The sequence below is a fragment of the Candidatus Glomeribacter gigasporarum BEG34 genome (genome assembly GCF_000227585.1).
GTDB classification, from domain to species: Bacteria; Pseudomonadota; Gammaproteobacteria; order Burkholderiales; family Burkholderiaceae; genus Glomeribacter; species Glomeribacter gigasporarum_B.
This window is the reverse complement of the sequence record NZ_CAFB01000059.1, coordinates 1-8,479: the sequence shown is the minus strand read 5'-3', so window position 1 is coordinate 8,479 and position 8,479 is coordinate 1. Positions and strand designations below refer to the sequence as shown.

The 8,479-nt window shown below is 51.2% G+C and carries 6 protein-coding genes and 1 tRNA gene; 3 read left to right on the top strand and 4 right to left on the bottom strand.

From position 1 onward, the window contains the following. Window positions 1-168: 168 nt before the first annotated feature. Window positions 169-1,044, bottom strand: a complete 876-nt coding sequence (locus CAGGBEG34_RS07805) for a ferritin family protein (RefSeq protein WP_006683167.1) — start codon at window positions 1,042-1,044, stop codon at window positions 169-171. 230 nt (window positions 1,045-1,274) lie between these two features. Here CAGGBEG34_RS07805 and rpoH point away from each other — a divergent pair, with 230 nt between their 5' ends. Beyond that, window positions 1,275-2,189, top strand: coding sequence for an RNA polymerase sigma factor RpoH (rpoH, locus tag CAGGBEG34_RS07800; protein ID WP_006683166.1), 915 nt, complete (start codon window positions 1,275-1,277; stop codon window positions 2,187-2,189). 734 nt (window positions 2,190-2,923) lie between these two features. On the opposite strand, the gene CAGGBEG34_RS07795 is transcribed toward rpoH, so the two are convergent. Then, window positions 2,924-4,165, bottom strand: coding sequence for a porin (locus CAGGBEG34_RS07795; protein WP_006683165.1), 1,242 nt, complete (start codon window positions 4,163-4,165; stop codon window positions 2,924-2,926). Window positions 4,166-4,419: 254 nt separating this feature from the next. Here CAGGBEG34_RS07795 and coq7 point away from each other — a divergent pair, with 254 nt between their 5' ends. Next, entirely contained in the window at window positions 4,420-5,049 is a 630-nt protein-coding gene (gene coq7 / locus CAGGBEG34_RS07790; protein WP_102033309.1) for a 2-polyprenyl-3-methyl-6-methoxy-1,4-benzoquinone monooxygenase, read from the top strand. Between the two features lie 68 nt (window positions 5,050-5,117). Here the strand turns inward: coq7 and CAGGBEG34_RS07785 are convergent. Beyond that, a tRNA-Met gene (locus CAGGBEG34_RS07785) sits at window positions 5,118-5,194 on the bottom strand. Between the two features lie 47 nt (window positions 5,195-5,241). Then, window positions 5,242-6,495, bottom strand: a complete 1,254-nt coding sequence (icd, locus tag CAGGBEG34_RS07780) for an NADP-dependent isocitrate dehydrogenase (RefSeq protein WP_006683163.1) — start codon at window positions 6,493-6,495, stop codon at window positions 5,242-5,244. Between the two features lie 443 nt (window positions 6,496-6,938). Between icd and CAGGBEG34_RS07775 the strand changes: the two genes are divergently transcribed. After that, the gene (locus CAGGBEG34_RS07775) at window positions 6,939-8,399 is read left to right on the top strand and encodes a hypothetical protein (RefSeq protein ID WP_006683162.1); all 1,461 of its coding nucleotides are present in this window, start codon (window positions 6,939-6,941) and stop codon (window positions 8,397-8,399) included. Window positions 8,400-8,479 lie beyond the last annotated feature (80 nt).

The window sequence follows — 8,479 nt, the reverse complement described above, 5'->3', positions numbered from 1 at the left end:
CCAGCGGGCAGTGTGCCGCTCCGGGGTCGCCTCCATCGCAAAGCGAGGCAGACCTGCTCCGCCCTGCGCGGCGCAGCGCAGGAACCGGAGCATATTTGATATATGTGAGGATTCCTGCTACCTCCCGACACAGGCTCACGGGCGCGCAGTAAGATCGTAAACAGGTTCTCAGGCCAGAGCGGGCTGTTTGGCCGCATCGCCTGGATTCAAACGCGCCACAATCGTTTTTCGGTAACGGTTCAATTCCTGCACGGTCGCGAAAGTACGCTCAAAAAGCAGCGATAGATTATGCAGAATCCGCTCGATGACTTTCTTTTCCCAGTCATCATTAAAGAGAATCTGCTCATCTAGCCAGTGTTCCAGCCATCCAGGGTCCGGCAGACGGGATTGCACCGTGTCGCGCGGGAAAAGCGTGCGATTGACATGCAGATTGGTCGGATGCAATGGTTTATCCGTGCGGCGCGCCGATGCCATCAACACGCCAATTTTTGCAAAGGCGGCGCGCGCAATATCGCCGCATTGCACAAGCGCCTTTTTCATATAGCGCAAATAAGCGCCGCCGTGCCGCGCTTCATCGCGCGCAATCGTTTCATAAATGAATTTAATCACGGGTTCGGTATGCCATTCCGAGGCGCGCCGATACCAATGATTCAGGCGGACTTCGCCGCAGAAATGCAACATCAGCGTTTCCAGCGGCGGCGCTGGATCGAATGGAAAACGCACCGCATGCAGTTCCGCTTCGCTCGGCGCAAAATCAGGACGGAAACGCTGCAGATATTCCATCAGGACCAGCGAGTGTTTCTGTTCTTCAAAGAACCAGATACTCATAAATGCAGAAAAATCGCTATCATGCGCATTGTCGCGCAGGAACATTTCCGTGGCCGGCAACGCAGCCCATTCGGTAATCGCATTCATTTTGACCGTCATGGCCTGTTCATCAGTCAGACGGGATGCGTCAAAACGATCCCACGGAATATCCTTTTCCATATTCCAGCGGACGGATTCGAGCGATTTATAAAGTTCAGGATAAAGCATGGTACTCATGAAATGATCTCTTGCGCTTGAAGGCTTGAATGTGCCATATGCGTCCGGTTCTGCGCGTTTCTCATGGTCACGGTGAAAAACCCGACACTACACTGTAACATGCTACACAATTCACGTGATTCGTGTAAGAACCCGTTCGCGATCTTACTGCACGCCCGCGCTCCTGTGTCGGGCGCTCGTGACAGATTCGGAGAAATCCGTTAATATCCGAAAATACTTAAGGAGCGGATATGAGTTTAGGTCAACCTATTTCCCAGGTCAGCTTATTCAATTCTTTGCCGCTGGCAGCCGCCAAGCCAGCGCTTGGACCACTGGGCAGCCTTGATTCCTATATTCAGGTCGTTAATCGTATTCCCATCATCGGCGCCTCTGATGAGCGCCAGCTTGCGACAGAGTACCGACTGCATGGCAATCTGGAAGCGGCGCGCCAATTGGTTCTCTCACATTTACGTCTGGTCGTTTCAATTACCCGCCATTATCTGGGTTACAGTCTGCCGCATGCGGACCTGATTCAGGAGGGGAATATTGGATTGATGAAAGCAGTCAAGCGTTTTGATCCCAATAAGAATGTGCGCCTTGTGTCCTATGCAGTCCATTGGATCAAAGCCGAGATTCACGAATACGTGCTGCGTAACTGGCGGCTGGTCAAAATGGCAACCACCAAAGCGCAGCGCAAGCTCTTTTTCAATCTGCGCAGCCATAAACGCTCTGCACAAGCATTCACTCAAGGCGAAATCGACGATCTTGCGCAAGCGCTCAAAGTACGGCCTGAAGATGTCCGCGAGATGGAGACGCGCTTAAGCGGCGGCGATATTGCGCTGGAAGGGCAAACGGAAGACGGCGAAGCGGCATTTGCGCCGATCTCTTATCTTGCGGATACGCAACAGGAACCCAGCGAGGTATTAAATGCGCGTCAGTTCGACCGCTTACAAAGCGAAGGGCTGGCAAATGCGCTCAGCATGCTGGATAAACGCAGCCGCCGTATTGTTAAAGCGCGCTGGCTGGATATCGAGGATGATGGCTCAGGCGGCGCAACTTTACATGAGTTAGCCGATGAATTTGGCGTTTCTGCAGAACGTATCCGCCAGATTGAAACAAGTGCAATGAAAAGAATGAAACAGGCGTTGATCCCGTACGTATCATAAAATCAACACCGGAGCATCCATCTTCTTGCCGGGGTGATGAAATTGGTAAACATAGCGGACTTAAAAATTTGAGTGCCTGACTGGAAACAGTCAGCGTAGAATCCTTCAAATTCGGTGAACCCCCTGGCCAGTTGGGCCGAGGTAACGCCGAGCCAAGTTCTGCGTATTCAGAGCATTTTCAGTGAGATGGCTGCTTTCGGGAGCGCATCTCTGCGCAGTGCAAGCGGCTAGAATATTTCTCAGTGACAGTGAATATGCGGAAAAGGTGTAGAGACTAGACGGAGGGCGCCTGTGGCGTATTTAGAACCTGGTCAAGATCTGCAGCAAGCGCTTCAGCTAAAGAGGGCCTGCCGGGGCTTAGACGCTATGGTGAAGGCATAGTCCAGCGCACTCACAGAATCCCGCTGGCGTTGAAAAACGAAGTGTGAAGAAAATCCGCCGCCTTCGGGCTTACCGGTTCAAATCCGGTCCCCGGCACCATTTATTTGGCTCACTATTCGGATGTTCGCAGCCTAGATTGGTCTGCTCCCCTAGTCAACAGGATCAGGGATATTACTCACCGCCTTCACAAGTAGTGCATCGTGCTCGCTGTGCATGTCGCGTTTATAGTGCTGCAACCGACCCTTCCCTGGAAAGGCTTACAGGCATGGGCCTTGGCTTCCCGTACCCACCTGCTGCAGGCCGGTTGTTGGAAGCATTAAAAAAAGCGCCCGAAGGCGCTTTTGAAATTGTTGTCAGAAATTATGGTTAATCCCTAAACGCACAGCAGTTTGCTTAGGACTATTCGAGGGCGTCAGCCCCGCAATACTAGCCCTTGATGCCAGAGCGGTAGAATCGGTACCGCTTGCTTTCTGGTAGCTGCCCACCAGGTAGACTTTTGTGCGTTTGGACAGCCCGTATTTGAGACCAAGATTACCTTGATGATATCTTGCGCCCTTTGTCTTTGTGATATTGCTGCTCTGGGTAAAGGAATAGGAAACGCCAGCAGTCAGAGCGGGGGTCAGCTGGTAATCAATACTTGCCTCACCGGTATTAAACGTCACGCTGCCTTTAAAACCGCGCGGATTAGTGAGATTCAGTTCTCCCGAATCCGGATCATTCAAATGCCTGAATCTGGTATTCGCGTATGTCGCTCCGAATAATACGGGGCCGGCTGTCACGTTAAAGCCCGCGCCGACGATTTCCAACCAACGTGCAGAGGCATAACCGCTGAAAATCGTATTTTCTTGTTCGCCTGTCAGACCTGCAAAACCGACATGGTTTTGGCTTTTATCATCCGTATTGTTTCCGTAAATCGAAAGATTTGGATGATGCGCCTTCAGATAACCCACACCCAAAGCCAGCGGACCATATTTATAGCCGGCGCCGACCGTCCAGGCTTGCTTCTCTGAAATCTTCCCAACCACGTTACCAAAACTATACTGACCGCCGAATGAGAAACCGTTAAAATCCGGGCTAGCAAACTTGATTGAATTATTCAGTTGCACACCTTCATCCACATTCCCTGGATGAGCGGTTTGAGAACCCCACCGGTTGCTTGCTTGCAATGAGCCGACGAAATCGCCAAGCGTATCGCCTTGACGGCCAAGTGTCAGAGTACCGAAGTCGCCTGTCAGTCCTCCATACGCTTTACGCCCAAAGAGCGTGCCACCTTGACCTGAGCGACCATTATTAAAATTCACTCCACCTTCCAGCACAGCCAGCGCGGCCATATTGTTGTTCAACTTTTCCACAACCTGCAGCCCAAAGCGGGTCTGTTGCAAACCAGCGCCGGACATGCCGTACAACGGCTTGCCTCTGCGCCCGTTCTCTCCTTTGTCCTGCGCCACCTGGACATCGCTTATATAGTGAATGCTCGCATCAAAGACACCATACAGCGTCACGGAGCTGCCAGACAGCGCTGAGGCGCTTTCATCCGCCTGCGCGATACCCGCGTATGCGCTTAAGGCTGCAAGAGCAAGAAGTGTCTTCTTCATTTAATATCTCCAAGTCAATCTTCAGTGATTTGTAAAATTATCCCAAAGCCCCTGGGCCTTGCCCTGACCGCGCACCCATGAGCCTGCGCCGGGCGGCGTTCGGAATCCTCGCATCATTTATACACGCTCCGGGGCCGAAGCTCCATCTTTTCAGTACTATAACAAAACCGGAACCTGCATTGAAGATGAAGCCTTCTGTAAAATAGTGAATTCAGAATATCTGTGACTTTTCTGCAACTTTTTATATATATATGATTTTTTTTGACCGCCTGATTGTCCAATTGGATCGAAGCGTGCGCGTGTTAACCGGTACTGTGCGCGCCGCGCGCCCCATTCCCAAGCCTGAAAACGGTACGTTGCGCGCCGCGTTATCCACTCGTGACGGAAGGCGCGCCGCAGCGCTCATGCGCGTCAATCATGCCGGCGAAATTTGCGCGCAGGCATTGTATCAGGCGCAATACTGCGCAACGCGCTCGGCCTTTCTAAAACCCCTGCTCGAACGCGCGGCGCGCGAAGAGGAAGATCATCTCAATTGGACCTTAAAGCGGCTGGAAGCGCTCGGCGCGCGCCCAAGCTGGTTGAGCCCCTTGTGGTACGGCGGCGCTTTTACAATTGGATGGCTCGCGGGCAAAGCGGGAGATCGCGCCAGTTTAGGGTTTATGGCGGAAACAGAGCGGCAAGTGACCCAACACCTTGAGCGTCAACTGGCGCGTTTACCCGTTGACGATGCGGCTTCGCGCGCGATTCTCGAACAGATGCGTCTCGATGAAATGGGGCATGCGCACGCGGCGCATCACGCCGGCGCAATCAAGCTGCCGCGCCCGGTGCGCGATCTGATGCGCGCCGCTGCGCGGATGATGACGCGCACCGCATACTATATTTAGAGCATTTTTCATCGGCTTGCCCTGTGTCGCTTCTCTGCTCCGTGTATTCGGATGTAAAGGATCAGCTTTGGTGGCGAACCAGGGACTCGAACCCCGGACCTGCGGATTATGATTCCGTCGCTCTAACCGACTGAGCTAGTTCGCCCAAGAGGGGCAGAATTATGCCGATCCTGCCAGTATGCGTCAATATTGTCACATATTCTCAATCAGCGCTTGGCCAAAGCCTGAACAGGAAAGCTGGATTGCGCCTTCAAGCACGCGCGCAAAATCATAGGTCACCCGTTTTTGCGCAATGGTTTCAGCCATTGTCGCTAGAATGATTTCGGCGGCTTCGACCCAGCCAATATGGCGCAGCATCATCTCGGCGGACAAAATCTCCGAACCAGGATTGACTTTATCCTGCCCTGCATACCGGGGCGCAGTGCCATGCGTGGCTTCAAACATTGCCACCGACTCCGACAGGTTTGCGCCGGGGGCAATCCCGATCCCGCCCACCTGAGCGGCCAATGCATCGGAAAGATAATCGCCGTTCAGATTCAATGTCGCAATCACGTCATGTTCTGCGGGACGTAACAGAATCTGCTGCAGGAAAGCATCTGCAATCACGTCTTTCACAACGATATCCTGACCATTCTGCGGATTTTTAAACCGCATCCACGGACCGCCGTCGATCAACTGCGCGCCGAATTCCTTCTGCGCCAGCGCGTAGCCCCATAGGCAGAAACCGCCTTCGGTATATTTCATGATATTGCCTTTATGCACCAGCGTGACCGAAGCGTGCCGGTTCTGAATCGCATACTGGAACACCTTGCGCATGAAGCGTTCGGTGCCTTCGCGCGAGACGGGTTTAATGCCAATCGCCGAAGTGTCGGGAAAGCGGATTTCGGTCACACCCATCTCTTCGCGCAGAAAACGGATGATTTTTTTCGCCGCTGCGGATTCGGCTGGCCATTCAATGCCCGTGTAAATATCTTCCGAATTTTCACGGAAAATCACCATATCGGTTTTTTCCGGTTCGCGTAATGGCGAGGGCGCACCGCTGAAATAACGGATTGGCCGCAAACAAATATATAAATCCAGCGCCTGGCGCAACGCAACATTTAACGACCGCATGCCGCCGCCTACTGGCGTGGTCAGCGGCCCTTTGATTGATACCACATATTCTTTGAGCGCCGCGAGCGTTTCCTCAGGCAGATACACCTGCGCGCCGTACACTTCGGCTGATTTTTCGCCCGCGTATACCTCCATCCATTGAATTTTCCGGCGGTTACCGTATGCTTTCTGAACCGCTGCATCAACGACCTGAATCATCACCGGCGTGATATCGGCCCCAATCCCGTCGCCTTCAATATACGGAATGATGGGCTGCTCGGATGCCTGGATCGAACCATCGGGCTTGACGACGATTCTGTCTCCGCCGGGGATTTGGATATGTTGATACGACATAATGACTCCACTATATAAGAAAAAGAAACCGTTTAAGCGCCTGTGCATGATTTGTGACAAGCGTCCAGAAGCCTTGCAAGGACAGAGCGCAGAACCCGGAATATATATAGACATGGAGATTCCGAGCGCCGCCCGACGCAGGCTCACGGGCGCGCAGAAAGAATCGTGAACAGGCTCTAACGCAACCGGATGTGAATTTTACAGGGACGCTGCCAAAAACCGTTGCAGGCGGAAATGCACAGCCATTTGATCAATATTGAATTTCCCCTGCAAGGAAACGCTCAATCAGGGAGTTAAAATTTCTCCGCTTCATATTGATCAGCAATCATCCAATCGGGCAGCATCCATGCCCTGGCGCGCGCCGCTTGGCATTCTCTGCTCAATCAGGCCGACTGGTCCACAAAACCATAAAACACTGAATAAATGACAACAGGAGTTGTATCATGCTTCCATCCTCTTTCGTTCCAACCATGATTGATTACTACTCTCGTTACGGCGGGGAGCTGCCTGCTCTATTGAGGCCAGAGCAAGTGCAGCAGCAGCTTGACCAGATTCGGGAGTGCCTGGAAGCGCTGGAAAGCGGCGTAAAGGGTTTATTTCAAACCATTGTTGATCCGATCCGTTCTTGCGGCGAACAAATACAAAAATTTGGCGTCATCAATACGCTTTTAGCGGGCGGCAGCAGCGCGACCCTTGCCGCGGCGATTACCGGACAAAGCAAAACAGTGATTTGCGCACTCACCACTCTAGGTTTCCTGCCCGGTATTGTCTCAACCTTGCTGGACCTGCTTGTGCTTGCCGCATTTGGCGTTGCTTGCTATCTCATTGTCCAAACGGTCGTGCGTCCGATCGTCAAGGAAATACTAGAGGCCATACGCAATCCACAAGTACAGACAATAGTGGTACAAACAACCGATCACAGGAATGCGAATGATCAGCTGCATCAGCTTCTACTAAAGCTACACACTTTAATCACAGAAATCAGGGCCGCCTCTCGTTCCAAAGCTGGGTCGCATTACACCCAGCAATCAACACTTAATCATCAGCTTACACCACATGGATATGAATATGGAATTCCGTCGAATTCCAAGAGTACCTTAGACTCTGAAAGTCAGGTGCAGGATATATGCGAGATCGAGAAACAAGAACAAAACATCGAGCAAACAGCATCAAGCTTCAATAATACTTATTTGGTTCCATTCCAGAACAGCGTTAATCAAGAATTTGAGGCATTAAGAAACATGTTAGAGCAAATTAAGTTTCAGATAAATGCGCTTCGGGCAGAAGATTCAAATGAAGGGAAGGAATTAGATGGTGTAAAAAGCCAGCTCGCCACAATAAAATCCTCTTCACAATCGGAAAATCAAAAAATTTATGGCTATATAGATCACCTCAATACACAGACTTCCGATCTTGAACAAAAACTCACAACTCAACAAGAAACCCAAAAAAATTCATTTGAACAACTGCAAACGTCTTTTAGACAACAAGAGAGCAAATTGGAGGGACTGACTCAAAATAATCTGAAACTAGAAGATAAAATCGCAAAATTAACAGTTTCCGTCGAAACCATTTCAGGATCGGTACGAAAAATCTCTGAGCTTCGGAAAATTCTGGAAGATTTCCAGGAGTGGAAAAAGTTTGCAGATCAAGACCTTAATGTTCTGCGCAGCAATGCAGATGAACAAAATAAAAAAATAGCAAGCGGACTGAAACAACTTAACGTAGGACGGGAAAAATTAGTATCCACGGCGCAAGAAGAAAACCAAGCTCACTCTCCTCCAGTCAACATCAGTCATCTTGCAGATCAAGTTGAAGAGATACTTGTGAAGATAATACAAAAACATGCGCCTGAATTTCTCCGCTCTCCCTCTACATCTGTTCTACCTGAACAGTTCTCTTAACCAGGCAACCCGGCCCTATCTCATGGGGGCACCGTAAGATCATGCACAGGTTCTGAGAGATCGACGGCCACAATGCGCGA